This window comes from Burkholderia lata, assembly GCF_902499025.1.
Taxonomy (GTDB): domain Bacteria; phylum Pseudomonadota; class Gammaproteobacteria; order Burkholderiales; family Burkholderiaceae; genus Burkholderia; species Burkholderia lata_C.
The window spans coordinates 1-1,187 of sequence record NZ_CABVPW010000109.1 but is presented as its reverse complement, the minus strand read 5'-3'; the positions used below and the strand labels follow the sequence as shown (position 1 = coordinate 1,187).

The 1,187-nt window shown below is 61.3% G+C and carries 1 protein-coding gene; it reads left to right on the top strand.

Annotated features, from left to right (window positions below; all coding sequences use genetic code 11):
- The first annotated feature begins 215 nt into the window (after positions 1-215).
- Complete coding sequence (locus BDI24065_RS40855; protein ID WP_175035933.1) at positions 216-1,160, top strand: IS110 family transposase; 945 nt, start codon at positions 216-218, stop codon at positions 1,158-1,160.
- The last annotated feature ends 27 nt before the right edge of the window (positions 1,161-1,187 follow it).

The following is a 1,187-nucleotide window of genomic DNA, read 5'->3' as shown; positions in this document are numbered from 1 at the left end:
CGTCTCCTTATATCTTCAATTTGCTTCAAACTTCAGTTGTGGCCCGCCGTCAGGCGGGCTGCTTTACCGGTTGGCGGCCGTGGCACAGCTTGTGTCTCCTGCGAGCCAATAAGCTCGAACACCAGCTCAAGGCGTGTCATGGCTGCCTCGTTTAACGCCATCCCGAATGGTTGATTGATCTCATTTCGCATCTATAAGGCTGGGAGCCGATGAACATGAGCCAACCGGTTTTTGTAGGTATCGATGTCGCCAAGGACAGCGTCGAGGTGTGCTGCTCGGACGCCTCCACGCACTCGTTTGAGAACACCGAAGCCGGGCATGCAAAGTTGCAGCGCTGGTTGCGGCGCAAAACAGTTGCGTTGGTCATACTTGAAGCCACGGGCGGCTACGAGCGGGCCTGTGCAGTGGCGTTGGCCGGTGCGGGTTTGCCCGTCTCGGTCATCAATCCGCGCCAGGCCCGTGATTTCGCGCGAGCCATGGGGCGGCTGGCCAAGACCGACCGCCTTGACGCGCGTGCACTGGCCGAGTTCGCTGCCGTATTGCATGCGCAAGGCCATCAGCCACGGCCCCTGGCCAGTGAGGAACAACGGGAACTCGTCGCACTCGTCACCCGCCGTCGGCAACTGGTCGCCATGCTGGTTTCCGAGCGGCAGCGACTGGCCGTGGCCCATGAACGCGCCCGCACAAGCATCGAAGCCATGATCGAGGCACTGCTCAGTCAGTTGGCCGACATCGATAACGACGTCCAGCACGTACTTCAGGAGCGCTACGCCGACCTGTCGGCTTTGCTGCAATCGGTCAAGGGCGTCGGCCCGACTACCGCCAGCACACTCATCGCGGAGTTGCCCGAACTCGGACACCTCACGCGCAAGCAGATCACCAGTCTGGCCGGACTTGCGCCAATCAATCGCGATTCGGGCACCTTGCGCGGACAGCGTCATATCTTCGGCGGCCGCGCCAGCGTGCGACGCGTACTCTATGTCGCCGCACTGGTCGCCACGCGCTTCAATCCGCTTATCCGCGCCTGCTACCTGAGACTGGTCGCCGCCGGCAAACCCAAAAAGGTCGCGCTCGTCGCATGCATGCGCAAACTGCTCATCACGCTCAACGCCATCGCTCGAACGGGACAGCGCTGGCAATCGGATTTCAACTGCGCATGACATGTTCGGTCTCAAGATGGTTGCTGG